Source organism: Lawsonibacter celer, from assembly GCF_014281125.1.
Lineage (GTDB): Bacteria > Bacillota > Clostridia > Oscillospirales > Oscillospiraceae > Lawsonibacter_B > Lawsonibacter_B celer.
Map to the genome: position 1 here is coordinate 96,932 of NZ_JACOEA010000003.1, position 15,144 is coordinate 112,075.

The following is a 15,144-nucleotide window of genomic DNA, read 5'->3' on the forward strand; positions in this document are numbered from 1 at the left end:
GTTTTTGGGGAATCTCCCCGCCAGGAGAACGGCGACTCCTTCGGCGGCTCAGCCGCCTTCCCTGGCGGTGAATCAGGCTTGGTAAACCCCACATCCCCCGGCAGGGGACACCCCCCATCCCCAGCGAAAAAAGGCCGCGGAGTGACGCTCAGATCCCCAGCACCTCACAGGCCGCCAGCGCAGCAGCCGCCTCAATCACCGGAACAGCCCGGTGGACGATGCAGGGGTCGTGGCGGCCCTTGATCTCGATCTCCACTTCCTCCCCGGTGCGCAGATCCACGCTCTCCTGGGGCAGGGCGATGGAGGGCGTTGGCCGCATGATGACCTCAAAGAGCACGGGCATCCCGTTGGTAATGCCGCCGTTGACCCCTCCGGAGCAGTTGGTCCTGGTGACCACCCTTCCGTCCCGGACGGCAAAGGGGTCGTTGGCCTCGCTCCCCCGCATGAGGGAGAAAGCACTCCCCGCGCCGAACTCCACCCCCTTGACGGCGGGCACGGCAAAGAGGTGCTGGGCAAAAATCCCCTCCACATTGCATCCGAAGTCCGGCGCCCCCAGCCCGGCGGGCAGGCCCACCACCGCACACTCGATGGCGCCGCCCACGGAGTCCTGCGCCTGCCTGGCCTCCAGGATGGCGGCCTTCATCGCCGCGCCGCGCCCATCGTCCAGAACGGGAAATTCCTTCTCCGCCACGGGCCGCAGCGCCTCCACATCCTCCAGCGCCGCGTCGGTGATCCCGTAGATAGAGCTGATGTGGGCCCCTGCCCATATCCCTCTCCCGGCCAGGATCTGCTTGGCCACCGCACCGGCGGCCACCAGAGGGGCGGTCAGCCGCCCGGAGAAATGCCCGCCGCCCCGGTAGTCCAAGCACCCCTTGCTGGCCACAAATCCGGCATAGTCCCCATGGCCGGGCCGCGGGGTGTAGCGGATGGCCTCATAGTCGGAGGAGTGCTGGTCGGCGTTGGCGATGACCATGGCCAGCGGGGCGCCGGTGGTCTTTCCCTCAAAAAGCCCGGAGAGCACCTCCACCCGGTCCGCCTCCTTCCGGGCGGTGGACAGGGCGCTTTTCCCCCCGGCCCGGCGGGCCAGCTGCTTCTGCACCTGCTCCAGGTCCAGTGCCAGCCCGGCGGGCACCCCCTCCAGCACCACGCCGATGGCCGGTCCGTGGGACTCTCCAAAAATCATGTGCCGCATGTTATCCCTCCCGGCGGATCACACCGCCCAGCGCTTCATAATCCTCCCAGAAATTGGGGTAGGACTTGGCCACGCACTCCGCTCCGGTAATCGTCACCGCCTCCTGGCAGCGGGTGGCGGCAATGGCCGCCATCATGGCGATACGGTGGTCGTTGTGGCTGTCCACTGTCACGCCGCCGGGCAAGCCATTGGGTTTTCCAATGATGACCAGCCGGTCCGGCTCCTCGTGGACTTCCGCCCCCAAGGTGCCCAGCACATCGGCCACGGCAGCCAGCCGGTCGCTCTCCTTCATCCGCAGCCGGGCGGCATTTTCCAGATAGAGCGCCCCGTTCATCAGCGCTCCCCAGGCCGCCAAGGGTGGCACCAGATCGGGGGCCTGGGACACGTCCAGGCTGACAGAACAGGCTCTGGAATCTGGCGCGATCGGTGCCGCCTTCTCCCGCGCCGCTTCCTCAGATACTTCCTTCCATACAAGCACGGTAATTCCGTCGGTCCACGGCTCGTTATTGATCATCCGCCCCCACTCCAGGATCACCCGGTCCCCCTGGACGGACTTCAGGTTCATGCCAGTCACTTCCACATCGCTGCCGGTGCCGGCGGCCGCATACCAAAAGGCGGCCTGGGACCAGTCGGCCTCCACCGCCGCATCGCAGGCCCGGTAGCTCTGTCCGCCGGGGACATACCAGCCCTCGCCAGTGCGCCTCACATCGACACCGAAGCGCTTCAGCACGTCGATGGTGAGATACACATAGTCCCGGCTCTCCAAAGGCGTGGTCAGCACAATCTCCGAATCCCCCTCCAGCAACGGCAGGGCATAGAGCAGACCGGTGATGAACTGGGAGGACACATCCCCCCGCAGGGCGTACCTGCCGGGCATCAGCCGTCCGGAGACGGTGAGCACGCCGTCCTTCTGCTCATAGAAGATGCCCTTTTCTGCAAAGAGGTCAAAATAAGGCTTCTGGGGCCGCTCCATCAGCCGCCCCCGTCCGGTAAACCGCCCGCCGCCCCGCAGCGCCAGAGCCACGGGTATGAGAAAGCGCAGGGTGGAGCCGCTTTCCCCGCAGTCCAGCAGGGGCAGTTCCTCCCCGCTCTCCCGAAGGGCCGCCATGCAGCGCCGCGTGGCCTGGATGTCCTGGGAGTCAGCCAGGTTGGAAATGCTCCCTCCCCCGGCCAGCTCGGCGGCGATGATCAGCCGGTGAGACTGGGATTTGGAGGGGGGCGGCGTGATGGCGCCCTTCAGCAGGGTGGGTGTAATGGTCACATTCATACTCTGGTCACATTCCTTTACAACAGGGCCATCAAGGCGTTCTTCCCCATGGGGTGGGGGACGGCACGGCCCAGACGCTCCAAGAGAATCAGCGAAATGCAATCCCCCGCCCCCTTCTTGTCCAACCCCACGGCGGCCGCATAGTCCCTGTGGGCGCAGGGGATGGACAGGGGCAGGCCGAAGCATCCCAGAAGCGCGCCGATGCGCTCCGCCGTCCCTGCGGGGGTGATCCCCAGGGCGGTCCCCAGCTGGGCGGCCTTTACCATGCCGGCGGCCACCGCCTGGCCGTGGGTCCAGGTCTCGTAGCGCCCCGCCAGCTCATAGGCGTGACCCAGGGTGTGGCCGAAGTTGAGAAGCATCCGCAGCCCGGTGTCCCGCTCGTCCTGTGTCACAACTCCGCGTTTTAAATCGCAGCAGGTATACAAGACGTGTTCGATATCCGCCATAATCTCTCCCCGGGAGGGGCGCTGCTCCAGAAAGGTGTAGAACTCCGCATCCAAAATACAGCCGTATTTGATGACCTCCGCCATGCCGTCGGCAAAGGTCCGGTCCCCCAGCGTGCCCAGGACCTGGGGGTCCATCAGCACCAGGCGGGGCTGCCAAAAGGCGCCCGCCAGGTTTTTGCCGTGCTCCAGATCCACGGCTACCTTGCCCCCCACGGAGGAGTCCACCTGGGCCAGAAGGGTGGTGGGAATCTGGACAAAGTCCACCCCCCGCAGGATGGTGGCGGCGGCAAAGCCCGCCAGGTCCCCCACCACGCCGCCGCCCAGGGCGGCCACCGCGTCGGTCCGGGTCAGGCCGAAGTCCATCATGCTCTCCCATAGCCGGGCCAGCTCCCCCGGCGATTTGGAGGCCTCCCCGGCCGGGACTGTGTGGAATACCGTCCGGAATCCGGCCTCTGTCAGGCTGTTCCGGACCCGGTCTTGATACAGCGGCCCCACGGTGGAGTCGGTCACCACAAAAAGGCGGACCGCTTTGGGGCAGGCCGCCTTCACCCGCGCCCCGGCGTCGTCCAGGATCCCCCGCTGAATCAGGATGTCGTATTCCCGCCCGGGCAGGCGGACTGTAAGCTGTTTCATCCCTTGGCCTCCATTCCATCGGCGCTCGCCGCGGCAGGGTCCGCGGCTTTTTGTCTTTTATTTTACCAGCTTCTTCCCCATCAGGTCAACCAGAGCGCCCACTTTCCCCATCAGGCGGTCGAAGTTCTCCGGCGTAAGGGACTGCTGGCCGTCGCATTTGGCGTGGGGCGGGTCGTTGTGCACCTCGATGATCAGTCCGTCCGCGCCGGCGGCAATGGCCGCCATGGCCAGCGGTTCCACCATCCAGTACATGCCCGCAGAGTGGGAGGGGTCCACAATAATGGGCAGGTGGCTCATGCGCTTGACCGCCGGAATGGCGGACACGTCCAGGGTGTTTCGGGTATAGGTCTCAAACGTGCGGATGCCCCGCTCGCACAAAATCACGTTTTCATTGCCCCCGGCCATGATGTATTCGGCAGACATAATCCACTCCTCATAGGTGTTGGACAACCCCCGCTTGAGCAGGACGGGCTTGGACATCTTGCCCACCTCTTTGAGCAGTTCAAAGTTCTGCATATTGCGGGCGCCTACCTGCACCACGTCCACCTCCCGCTCAAACAGGTCGGCCAGGCGGGGGTCCATAATCTCGGTCACAATGGGCAGTCCCGTCTTTTCCCGGGCCTCCATTAGCAGATCCAGGCCCGCGGACCCCATGCCCTGGAAGGAGTAGGGCGAGGTGCGCGGCTTGAAGGCGCCGCCACGGAGCATGGCCGCGCCGGAGCGCTTCACGTCCTCGGCCACGGCGCAGATCTGCGCCTCGCTCTCCACGGAGCAGGGGCCGGCGATGACGGCAAAATTCCCACCGCCGATGGGAACGCCGCCCACCTCCACAACGGTATCCTCCGGGTGGAATTTGCGGTTGGCCTTCTTATAGGGCTCCTGGACCCGCATCACCCGCTCCACATGCGGATTGATGGAAATTTTGTCCATGTCCACCGCCGTGGTGTCGCCCACCAGGCCCAAGATGGTGCAGCCCACGCCGTTGGTAATGCCCACAGACAGGTCCATCTCCTGGAGCTTTGCCACCAGCTGGTCGATATCCTTCTGCAGGGTGCCAGGTTTCATCACTACTACCATATTTTATCTTCCTTTCTGAAAACAAAAAGGGCGCCCATTGATGAAATCAATGAGCGCCCCCCCTAAATACGGATACGCTGGGCCCCCTTCGGCCCGATCATTCATTCCATCCCTCTGTTTACCCCAACCCAAAATAGCCGGCGCCCATAAATCGAGCCCAGCCAAAGGTAAAAAAGAAGGATGCAGTTGTGAGGGAAAAACGTCTCATGGTACACCCCACAAATTATATTGGCCTTATTGTACCCTTCTCCTCTCGAAAATGCAAGCGCAATTTACAGCTCCAGGCGACATTTTTCTGCAAATTTCCCCTTCTTCACCGGCTTATAATGATTCAAACGACAAAATTATAATAAAGGGAGGGGCTCGCCAATGACGAACTCAAGGAAACGAATCCTGGCGGCTGTGGTCGCGGCAGTCATCCTGGCTGCCGCGGCTGCGCTTTACGCGCTTCGTCCACCGGCTGTGCAGGCGGCGGATTTCACGCTGCCCGCACTCAGCGGAGAGACCGTCCGCCTCTCCGATTACGAAGGGGAAAGCCCCGTGGTGGTGACCTTCTGGGCCAGCTGGTGCCCTGATTGCCGGGAGGAGCTGCCCGCCGTGTACCAGGTAGCCTCCGAGTACGATGAAGCCGATGTAACCTTCCTTATGGTGAACTCCACCAGTGGAGTAAAGGAGAGCCGGGAGGCCGCGGTCGCATATCTGGACCGTACGGGAATGGATTTTCAGACCGTCCTCTTCGATGAAAAGGGTGAGGCCGCAGAGGCCTATGGCCTCTTTTTCATCCCCTGTACGCTTTTGATCGACCGGAACGGAACCATCATCAAGCGGTATGACGACATCATCACCGAGGCGGAACTGCGCCGCGAAGTGGAATCCCTGCTGCTGCGGGACCGGTATTTTACATAGCCGGAGGGCGCATCGGCTTCCTCCAGAAATGGAATGGACGGGGTGGCGCATCCGCCGTGGGAGACAGGCGCCGCCCGTTACATAATCAGTGAGGAAGGAGGATCGTGTCCCCGCATACGGAAGAAATCAACCGTATGGTCCCATCAGAAAAGGAGGAACGAAATTGAGCAGAACTCATTTCCGCAGATCCATCACCGCGGCCGCCCTGGCGGTCATCATGGTCTTTGCTTTTGCTGTTTCCGCTCTGGCACCGAAGGCGGCGGCGGCCGGCACCTTTACACAGCACTCCTCCGGCGGTCTTACTTACAAGCTCTATGTTCCCAGCAGCTATTCCTCCAGCAAGGCGGCACCCCTGGTGGTAATGCTCCACGGCTGCACCCAGGACGCGGATCAATTTGCCGCAGGCACGCAGATGAACGCTCTGGCCGAGCAGGAGGGCTTTCTGGTGCTCTACCCCCAGCAGTCCTCCGCCCGCAATCAAAACAAATGCTGGAACTTCTTTGAGACCTCCAATCAAAGCCGCGGCTCCGGAGAGCCCGCCATCATCGTGGGCATGGTGGACCAGGTGAAGGGAAGCTACCACATTGATGACGAACAGGTCTTTGTCACCGGTCTCTCCGCAGGCGGCGCTATGACAGCCATTCTGGGCGCTACCTACCCCGATGTGTTTCAGGCGATCTCCGTAGGCTCCGGCTTGGAGTACAAAGCGGCTACCAGCATGATGGGCGCCTTTACCGCCATGAGCAGCGGCGGCGCCGATCCGGTAAACTGCGGCCAGGCGGCCTATCAGGCCATGGGGAGCAATGCGCGGGTCGTACCCACCCTGATCTTCCACGGCTCCAGCGACGCCACCGTGGTGCCTAAAAATGCGGAGCAGCTGGTTACCCAGTGGCTCACCACCAACGACTATGCCGATAACGGTAAAAAGGACGGCTCCATCAGCTCCAGTCCGGCCTCCACGCAGCAGGGCCAGGTAAGCGGAGGCCGGGCCTATACGGTTACCACCTATCTGGACTCCGAAGGTCAGGTCTGCGTTCAGAAGTATTTGGTGACCTCCATGGGGCATGCCTGGTCCGGCGGCAGCACGGCGGGCAGCTACACCGATCCCAATGGTCCGAACCAGAGCGCCATTACCTGGGCCTTCTTCCAGGCCGCCGCCGGCGTAACAGACCCGGATCCTGATCCCGATCCTGATCCCACGCCCACCCCGGACCCCGATCCTGATCCTGATCCGGTTCCGCAGTACCAAAGCGTAACTGCCACTGCGACCGAACACTATCTGGCCGGACGGCTGGATGCCACAGGCTATAACACGCTTGGCCTCAAGTATGGCTTTACCACTCCATTCACCCTTTATCTGGTGGAAGGCTCCTCTGTCTGGACCGACGTGAACCCCGACCCCAATCCAGACCCGGATCCCGACCCAGATCCTGATCCCGACCCAGACCCGGATCCCGACCCAGATCCTGATCCCGACCCAGACCCGGATCCCGACCCAGATCCTGATCCCGACCCAGACCCGGAGCCTGATCCAACTCCGACCCCCGACCCCGATCCAGAGCCCCAATACGAGACCATTACCGCGACCGCCACAGAGCACTATGTGGCAGGTCGGCTCAACGTCACCCAGTATAACGCCATGGGCGTCAAATACGGCTACAACACCCCATTCCCTCTTTATCGGGTAACAGGCTCCAGCACCTGGACCGATGTAAAGCCGGAATGAAAATCAAAAACCGTCCCCCTGCCAATGCAGGGGGACGGTTTTTGATTTTCATATATTAATAAGCCACGCCCCAGTAGATCATGTGCCTGGCGGGCTTTCCGCAGATGGGACACACGTCCCCAAGGTGCTCCTGTGCGAAGGGAATGCATCGGGAGGACATCCCCGCCTCCTCCTTCATCTTCAGCTCACACTCCAGCTCGCCGCACCACATGGTCTTGATAAAGCCGCCCTTTTCCTGCTGAATGGCCTTGGCCTCCTCCAGAGAGAAGGCGGGATAGGTGTGCTCCTCCAGATTCTTCTTGGCCTTTGCATACAGCCCGTCATGAATGGCATCCAGCATGCGGGCCACGGTCTCCTCAATGCCGTCCAGGGAGACAAAGCTCTTCTCCCCGGAGTCCCGGCGTACCAGGACACATTGGTTCTTCTCCATGTCCTTGGGTCCCAGCTCCAGGCGCAGGGGCACGCCCTTCATCTCATATTCCGCGAACTTCCAGCCCGGGGACTGCTCAGAATCGTCCATCTTCACCCGGAAGCCGGCGGCGCACAGCCGCTCCAGCACGGCGCGGTTGGCCTCCAGCACGCCCTCCTTGTGCTGGGCCACGGGGATCACAATCACCTGGATGGGGGCCACACGGGGGGGCAGCACCAGGCCGTTGTTGTCCCCATGGGTCATGATGATGCCGCCGATCATGCGGGTGGACACGCCCCAGGAGGTCTGGTGGGGATAGTGAAGCTGGTTGTCCTTCCCGGTAAAGGTGATGTCAAAGGCCCTGGCAAAGCCGTCCCCAAAGTAATGGCTGGTGCCGGCCTGGAGCGCCTTCTTGTCGTGCATCATGCACTCCACGGTATAGGTCTCCTCCGCGCCGTTGAACTTCTCCTTCTCCGTCTTTTGGCCCTTGACCACAGGCATGGCCAGCACATTCTCCATAAAATCCGCATAAATGCTGAGCATGCGCTGGGTCTCTTCCCGCGCCTCCTCGGCGGTGGCGTGCATGGTATGGCCCTCCTGCCACAGGAACTCCCGGTGGCGCAGGAAGGGGCGGGAGGTCTTTTCCCAGCGCAGGACAGAGCACCACTGGTTGTACAGCTTGGGCAGGTCCCGGTGGGAGTGGATCACACTTTTATAGTGCTCGCAGAACAGGGTCTCAGAGGTGGGACGGATGCAGTAGCGCTCCTCCAGCTTGTCGCTGCCGCCATAGGTCACCCAGGCGCACTCAGGGGCGAAGCCCTCCACATGGTCCTTCTCCTTCTGGAGCAGGGACTCAGGGATGAGCATGGGCAGATACACGTTCTCATGGCCGGTCTTTTTAAACGCGGCGTCCATAATGCGCTGAATGTTCTCCCAAATCGCGTAGCCGTAGGGGCGGTAAATAAACATGCCCTTGATGCTGGAGTAGTCGATCAGCTCCGCCTTTTTGCATACGTCGGTGAACCACTGGGCAAAGTCCACTTCCATATCGGTGATCTGCTCCACCTGCTTCTTATCCTGTGCCATATGGTATCTCAATCCTTTTCCTCTGGTTTTGTTTCTTTGACGGTATAACAGAAGTATTTTATGCATTCATGGGGCAAAAGTCAAGGGCTGCCGCTCGGCCTTTGCCCCTATCCTGCATAAAATGCCAGGTTGCGCACAAACTGGCATTGTAAGGTGGTGCTTTTTGTTGGTGTGTGTGGGTATCTGGGAGCGAGGGGAAGGCATTCTCTCCGCCGTAGCCGCCGGAGCGGACGGAATCGACCTGAAACTGATCGGCGGGCGCCATCCGGCGGAACTTGCGTCGCAGCCCCTGGATCTGCTGGTGGTCTCCCCCGGGGCCGCGGGATGGGCCGGGGCCGGGGCGGTGGACTGCCGCTCGGTCCTGCTGCCGGGGCGGGCCGGCCCTCTTTCCCAACTGCTTCGGGGGGAATATGCCGTCAGCTATGGCACCTCCCCCAAAGACACGCTTACCCTCTCCAGTCTGGAGGGAGATCAGCTCTGCCTGTCCCTCCAGCGAGAGCTGGTCACCCTGGAGGGCGCAGTGGTAGACCGGCAGGAGCTTGTTCTCGCCCTGCCGCCCCAGGTCTCTCCCTTGCCGGTGCTGGCCGCCGCCGGTGCCCTGCTGATGCTGGGGGTGCCGCCGGAGCGGCTTATGGAGCGCTGGTCTTTCCAGCCCTGACGCAGGGTGTTCGGCCCCAAAAACCGGGGGGCAGATGCCGTGCATCTGCCCCCCGGTCTGTTCCGGTTCTCTGTCATCTGTCCAACCGCCGGACCGATCATGTGCGCACCACCAGAGTGGCCTTAAACTTGGCCCCCGAGTAGCTGCCGTACACTGTCACAGCGTCGTCGCCGGACAGTCTGCTCAGGGAGAGGGAGCCGCCCGCCGCGTCCACAAAGCTCGCGGAAGAGACGTCCACAGTCACCACATTCCCGTCGCTGAGCAAAATCATCAGGGTCCTTTCCGTAGTATTCTTGGTAAAGACCGTGCCGGTAAGGACCGTGCCGGAGGCAGAGGACTTGGAGACCTCAATGGAGATCACCTCTCCACCGCTGACCACCAGCCCCACCTTATCGTTGACCCGCAGGGCCCACACGTTGCTCACGGTGCCCTCCTGGGTGACCGACACTCCCTCGGAGACGGTGTAAGTAACGCTCTCCCCGGTGATAAGCATCAGTTCCAGGGTTACGCCTGTGCTGCTGTCCTGCACCACTTTTGTGATGGTCCCGGTGACATTGGCGCTCTGGGAGGTGGCCTCAATCTGGCTCACCTGGTTGTAGCGGACTGTTACCTCCACCGTATCGCCGCTCTTGAGCTTATCAACGGAACTTGTCTTTCCGTCCCGGTAGATGGTGGGCAGGTTGTCCAGCGGCAGCTCATAGGACAGCACGCTGTTGTCCGCCTGACGCACATAGAGCAGGGTGGGCGAAGCATAGGTGATGCTTTCAATGGTGCCCTGCGCAGTGGTGGAGCCAGGATAGGCGTCCACCAGCGCAATTTCTCCAGAGGAAAGCCGCAGCGTTGCAAAGGTGTTCTTCTCCAGCTTGGACAGGGCAATGGTCTCCCCGTTAAACCGAATCACCGCGCTGGAGAGCAGGTTATAGGTGGTGCTCCTTCCGCTGGTCAGGTCCTCCAGCACCAGGGTATTGGTGGCCTTCGCGGTTGTGTAAGAACGCACAGACCCCTGCACATACTGCGTGACGGTGTCCACATTCATGGAATAAACCTTGCTGCTGTCGTCGTTGGATACACGCAGGCTCACATAGTCGCCGGCATGACTGGTCTGAAGCGTGCCTACCAGGCCGTTGACGGTAATACCTGCGCCGGCAGGCACCGTATAGCGGGTGGTCACGCCATTAAAGGAAGCGACCTGAATGGTCTGTCCCCCGCTGGCCGAAGTAACACTCACCAGAATTCCCTCTTCCGCCCGGGTGCCGCCGGTCAGCTGCACCGCGGCCAGATGGCCCAGCTCATCCACCTGACACACGGCCGTGGTGTAGCCCGCCTCCACGTCGATCAGGCTGGCGTCCCCTACCGTCTTGCCCACCTGAACCTGGGTAAAGCGGTCAATCTCCCACCGCTTGGACGTTCCGTTGACGCTGATCGCCAGGGCATCCTCCCTGATGTCCGTGACGCTCCCGGTGTAAGACTGCAGCGTGCCGCCCAGCCGGACCGACTCGGCCGCGCCCTTGCTGTTGAGATTGACTCTGGCGTATTTTCCGACCTTAAGGGCGTCACTGTCGGCCAGCATGTTGCTCTCATAGATCTCCACGTCCGCGGGCAGGGACACGGAGAGCGCGCCGCTCATCGCATTGTCCAGAGTCAGCAGGATAATGCCGCTGCTGCTGGTGGTAACGGCTGCGATGGTGCCGCCTGTCCAGTCGTAGGAGGTGTAGGCGGGCAGCTCGGCATAGATGCCCCGCTCGTCCATAAAATCAATCGTCCGGCGAAGCATGGTGGTCATCTCCGCCCGGCTGAGGGTGCCCTGGGGCATAAATTGGTTGCTCTCGTTGCCCTTGACCACGCCGTACATATTCAGCAGATATACATAGGGCTGCATGGCGGCGGAGACGGCGTCCGCATCCGCAAAGGTCAGGGGATAGGTGGTCAGATTCTTGGCCAGAGCGTCCAGCTGCATGGCGCGCACCAGGTACATGGTCAGATTCTCCCGGGTAATAGTCTTTTTCAGGGCGCCTGACTCATTCAGGGCGGCCAGCTCCGTGGCAGAGATGATCCCCGTCTCCAGACAGACCGCCATCTCCTTACATGCCCAGGAATACATATCCTCGGGCAGCAGAGTCTTCAGTTCCTCCGCCCAGGCCTCGGCAATCTTGGCCTTATCGCCGGAGGACACCCCCGTGGTACGGGAGCAGAAGAGCAGGGCCTCACAGGCCGTCATCTTCCGGTCGGGCGCAAATTTGTTGTCGCCCACACCATTGACCACGCCGTCGGTGGCCAGCGTCTCAATGTCGGATTTTGCCCAGTGCCTGGTGATGTCGCTGAAGGTGACGGCCGACGCCGAGACCGTCAGCAGGGACAGGGCCATCGCCAGCGTCAGTGCCAGTGCCGCAAATCGCTTGCCTCTCATAAAAGGTGCCTCCATTCGCGTAAATTGGTTTCCATAACTCGCTTAAATTATACTGGTATTCCAGGCAAAAAGCAACAGGAATTGTGTCTGGCCCCGGTCAAAAAGGCAAAAAGGCCGCACGGCAGTGCCGTGCGGCCTTGAAAGCGGATTACTGCTCCACCTTGACCACGGGGAAGCGGTCGGGCAGCTTGATGCCGGCCCGGTCGTAGATGGCCGCGCCACGCTCGCAGGCCTCCTTGAGGATGGCCTCCTCGTCCAGCACCAGAATCTTCCGATCCCGCATGAGCCACTTGCCGTCGCACATGGTGGACTGCACATTGGCAGAGTGCATGGCGGTGACCAGAGCGGCGATCTTGTCGTTCACCGGCATCATGGAGGGGCCGTGGGGGTCAATGACGATCAGGTCGGCCTTCTTGCCAGCCTCCAGGGAGCCGTACAGCTTCTCGTCCATCAGAGCCCGGGCGCCCCACTTGGTGGCCATCCGCAGGATGTCCTGAGCGGGCACCACGGTGGGATCCAGCCGCCAGCCCTTGTGGATCAGGGAGGTGAGCCACATCTCATCCACCATGTCCATGTGGTTGGAGGAAGAAGCGCCGTCGGTGCCGATGGACACGCAGATGCCCATGTTCAGCATCTTGGGGATGCGGGCGAAGCCCAGCACCCGCATGGCGGAGGCGGGGTTGTGGGACACCTTCACGTCCCGCTTCTTAAAGAGCTCCAGCTCTTCGTCGTTGAGCCACACGGTGTGGACGGCCAGCAGGTTCTTGTCCAGCACACCCAGGTTCTCCAGGTGCTTGACGGTACCCTCACCCCAACGGGCGTAGGTGTACTCCTTCTCCTCCTTGGCCTCGGCCACGTGCATGTGGATGCCAACGCCGTACTTGTCGGCCAGCTCCTTGGTGCGCACGCACAGCTCGTCGGTGTTGTTGAAGATGGTACGCAGGCCGAACCACACCTGGACGCGGCCGTCAGCGGTGTTGTGGTACTTCTCCAGGTCGACCACCTGCTGCTCCAGCTCCTGCTCCATGGTGCGCTGCCAGATCTTGGGCAGGCCCTCGCCGCAGTCCATGACGGACTTGGCCAGCTTGCCCCGCAGGCCGGACTCCTTGGTGGCCCGGGCCATGCCGGAGACGAACTGTCCGCCGGGCTCGGCAAAGGAGGTGACGCCGGAGCGGATGAGCTCCAGGGAGGTCATCAGGGTGGAGACGTAGGAGTCCTCCTCGGTCATGTTGCTCTCATAGGGCCACATCCGGTCGTGGAGCCAGGTGATGAAGTCCACATCGTCACCCACCCCCCGGCTGATCTGCTGGGAGGTGTGGACGTGGGTGTTGACAAAGCCGGGCAGGACGTACTTGCCGTTCAGTTCGATGACCTCAGCGTCGGGCTTCACCAGGGCGGGATCCACCTTGCCCACGGCCACGATCTTGTCGTCCTCTACCAGCACGCCGCCGCCGTCGTATACGGTATCGTTTGCGTCCATGGACAGGACGTAGCCGTTTTTCAGATAGGTCTGTGCCATGTACTTCTCCTCCTCAGTTGAGTTCGACCACTGGGTCGATGATCTGGAAGCTGGCCACGTCAAAGAGCCCCTGGTCGGAGATGGCCAGCGCGGGAATGAAGATCAGGGTAATGAAGGACAGGGTCACGTTGGGGGAGGGCACGGTGCAGCCCCGCTGGGCCATGGCGGCGATGAGGGCGCGCAGCTTCTCTGCCACCACCTCGCCCTCCTCGTCGGCCAGCAGGCCGCAGATGGGCAGGGCGATCTCCTCAACCACCTTGCCACCGTCCACGAACACCAAGCCGCCCTGAAGCTCCTGGATGCGGCTGACCGCCAGGGCCATGTCCGCCGGGTCAATCCCCACCACGCTGACGTTGTGGTGGTCATGGCCCACGGAGATGGCGATGGCGCCGGACTTCAGGCCGAAATTCTTGATAAATGCCTTGCCGATGGAGCCGTTCTTGCCGTAGCGCTCCACACAGGCGATGCGCAGAATGTCGTTTTCCACGTCGGGCTGCACCACGCCGCCGGACACGGGCAGGTCCACGATCAGGTCCTCGGTGAGCAGGGACACAGGGGAGGCGCCGATCACGTGGACCTTGGCGGACTTGGCAGAGGGATCCACCTTGAGTACCAGGTCATCCCCGGTCACGGCGGGCAGGTGCACGGTGCCCCGCAGGCGGCCGCTGTACTTGGGCTCTGGCAGCTCGCGGGTGAGCTTGCCGCCGTCCACGATCAGCTCGCCCTTGGACACCACTTGCTCCACGGCACACTTCTCCAGGGAGGAGAGGAGCACCACGTCGGCGTACTTGCCCGGGGCGATGGACCCGCATTCCCCGTCGATGCGGAAGCTCTCGGCGGGGTTGAGGGTGACCATCTGGATGGCGGTCACCGGGTCCACGCCCTCGGCCACGGCGATGCGCACCTTGTGATCCAGGTGGCCGCAGTCCTTGATGTGCAGGGCGTCGATGTCGTCTGAAACCATGGAGCAGTGGCGGGCGTCCACCTTGTTCTCGGTGAGGATTTTCAGGCAGGGGCGCAGGTCGGCGGAGGCGGAGCCCTCCCGCATGAGTACCCGCAGGCCGGCGCGCAGCTTCTGGAGGGCCTCTTCCTGGTTGGTGGACTCGTGGTCGGAGTTGACGCCGGTGGAGGCATAGGCGTTCAGGGGGCCGTCGTACATGGCGGGGGCGTGGCCCTCAGCGGTCTTGTGGTACTTCTTTGCCAGCTCCAGCATGTGGGCGGAGGCGGGGCTGCCCGCCAGGATGGGGGGCGCCAGCACCTCGGCCAGGCCCACCGCCTGGGGCAGCTGGATCAGCTCGTCCATCATCTCGGCGTGGAGGGTGGAGCCGGTGGTCTGCAGGCCATTCTCCTCCATAAAGGCGGGGACGGGGTAGTAGAGCTTCACCGGGGTGTGCTCAGACTCGTCAAGCACTTCCTTCATGCCCTCCACCCCGGAGACAATGGTGATCTCCATCAGGTCGCTGGCCACGGCGGTGGTGCCGTGCTTGACCACCATCTTGGCGAATTCGGTGTAGGTGAGCATGCTGCTCTCAATGTGGATGTGAGCGTCGATAAAGCCGGGGGCCAGGTATTTTCCGGCCGCGTCGATGACCTTGGTGTCCGGGCCGACCACCCCCTCGGGCAGTTCGCCCACGGCGGCGATACGGTCTCCGGCGACGGCCACGTCGGCTTGGTAGACCTCGGCGGTGTGGACGTTGACCAGCTGGCCGTTGCGGATGACCAGGTCGGCCGGTTCCTTCCCCAGCGCCACTGCGATGAGCCTGTTATCCATCATAGCGTTTTCTCCTTTACAAGCAGGTTGCGGACAACCAAAATAGT

At 62.3% G+C, this 15,144-nt stretch carries 11 protein-coding genes; 3 read left to right on the forward strand and 8 right to left on the reverse strand.

Features of this window, described 5'->3' with window-relative positions:
* Positions 1–148: 148 nt before the first annotated feature.
* From aroC to aroF, 4 genes are read right to left on the reverse strand one after another with little or no spacing between them, the layout of a single operon-like run.
* Complete coding sequence (aroC, locus tag H9Q75_RS07160; protein ID WP_341480923.1) at positions 149–1,183, reverse strand: chorismate synthase; 1,035 nt, start codon at positions 1,181–1,183, stop codon at positions 149–151.
* 10 nt (positions 1,184–1,193) lie between these two features.
* Complete coding sequence (locus H9Q75_RS07165; RefSeq protein WP_186565603.1) at positions 1,194–2,459, reverse strand: 3-phosphoshikimate 1-carboxyvinyltransferase; 1,266 nt, start codon at positions 2,457–2,459, stop codon at positions 1,194–1,196.
* Positions 2,460–2,476: 17 nt separating this feature from the next.
* Positions 2,477–3,538, reverse strand: a complete 1,062-nt coding sequence (gene aroB / locus H9Q75_RS07170) for a 3-dehydroquinate synthase (RefSeq protein WP_186565605.1) — start codon at positions 3,536–3,538, stop codon at positions 2,477–2,479.
* 57 nt (positions 3,539–3,595) lie between these two features.
* Positions 3,596–4,615, reverse strand: coding sequence for a 3-deoxy-7-phosphoheptulonate synthase (gene aroF, locus H9Q75_RS07175; RefSeq protein ID WP_186565607.1), 1,020 nt, complete (start codon positions 4,613–4,615; stop codon positions 3,596–3,598).
* 369 nt (positions 4,616–4,984) lie between these two features.
* Here aroF and H9Q75_RS07180 point away from each other — a divergent pair, with 369 nt between their 5' ends.
* Positions 4,985–5,521 carry a TlpA family protein disulfide reductase gene (locus H9Q75_RS07180; protein ID WP_186565609.1) on the forward strand — a complete coding sequence of 179 codons (537 nt, stop codon included), beginning with the start codon at positions 4,985–4,987 and terminating at the stop codon, positions 5,519–5,521.
* A gap of 163 nt (positions 5,522–5,684) precedes the next feature.
* Positions 5,685–7,247, forward strand: coding sequence for an extracellular catalytic domain type 1 short-chain-length polyhydroxyalkanoate depolymerase (locus H9Q75_RS07185; protein ID WP_207720800.1), 1,563 nt, complete (start codon positions 5,685–5,687; stop codon positions 7,245–7,247).
* Between the two features lie 55 nt (positions 7,248–7,302).
* Here H9Q75_RS07185 and proS read toward each other — a convergent pair whose 3' ends face one another.
* Positions 7,303–8,742, reverse strand: a complete 1,440-nt coding sequence (gene proS / locus H9Q75_RS07190; RefSeq protein ID WP_186565611.1) for a proline--tRNA ligase — start codon at positions 8,740–8,742, stop codon at positions 7,303–7,305.
* A gap of 169 nt (positions 8,743–8,911) precedes the next feature.
* Between proS and H9Q75_RS07195 the strand changes: the two genes are divergently transcribed.
* Positions 8,912–9,400, forward strand: a complete 489-nt coding sequence (locus tag H9Q75_RS07195; RefSeq protein WP_341480924.1) for a hypothetical protein — start codon at positions 8,912–8,914, stop codon at positions 9,398–9,400.
* A 97-nt stretch (positions 9,401–9,497) separates the two neighbouring features.
* Here the strand turns inward: H9Q75_RS07195 and H9Q75_RS07200 are convergent, their stop codons facing one another.
* From H9Q75_RS07200 to ade, 3 genes are all read right to left on the reverse strand, one after another.
* Entirely contained in the window at positions 9,498–11,807 is a 2,310-nt protein-coding gene (locus H9Q75_RS07200; protein WP_186565613.1) for an S-layer homology domain-containing protein, read from the reverse strand.
* A 148-nt stretch (positions 11,808–11,955) separates the two neighbouring features.
* Complete coding sequence (locus H9Q75_RS07205; RefSeq protein WP_186565615.1) at positions 11,956–13,326, reverse strand: amidohydrolase; 1,371 nt, start codon at positions 13,324–13,326, stop codon at positions 11,956–11,958.
* Between the two features lie 13 nt (positions 13,327–13,339).
* The gene (gene ade / locus H9Q75_RS07210; RefSeq protein WP_186565617.1) at positions 13,340–15,100 is read right to left on the reverse strand and encodes an adenine deaminase; all 1,761 of its coding nucleotides are present in this window, start codon (positions 15,098–15,100) and stop codon (positions 13,340–13,342) included.
* Positions 15,101–15,144 lie beyond the last annotated feature (44 nt).